General features: G+C 71.3%; 1 protein-coding gene. It reads left to right on the forward strand.

Annotation, left to right across the window (positions count from 1 at the left end):
- On the forward strand, window positions 1-571 hold a 571-nt coding region (locus tag ACWJ6R_RS37795), incomplete at both ends, for an EAL domain-containing protein (protein ID WP_449066776.1).

The raw sequence follows: 571 nt of genomic DNA on the forward strand, positions 1-571 counted from the left end.
CGGCCGAGGAGACCGGCCTGATCGTGCCGATCGGGGTGCAGGTGCTCCGCCGGGCCTGCTTCGACGCCCGCCGCTGGCACGAGCGGTACGGCATCGCCGTCAACGTCAACGTCTCCGGGCACCAGCTGCACCGGCCCGGGTTCGTCGCCACGGTGCTGGACGCCCTGGCCGACAGCGGCCTGCCCGGCGAGGCGCTCATCCTGGAGATCACCGAGACGGCCCTGCTGGACACCGGGATGCAGCGGAGCGACCAGGCCATCGAGTACCTGTTCGAGCTGCGCGGGCACGGGGTCCGCATCGCCATCGACGACTTCGGCACCGGTTACTCCTCCCTCGCCTACCTGCACCGCCTCCCGGTCGACGTGGTCAAGATCGATGGCGCCTTCACCACGCTCACCTCCGGCAGCGACGCCGCCTCCCGCCAGCGGCACGCCTTCACCCGGGCGATCCTCGGGCTATGCGAGAGCCTGGACCTGCCCGCCGTCGCGGAGAAGGTGGAGACGGCCGAGCAGGAGGAGTTCCTGCGCGACATGCGCTGCCCGCTGGGCCAGGGCTACCTGTTCAGCAAGCC

The sequence above is a fragment of the Planomonospora algeriensis genome, assembly GCF_977012225.1.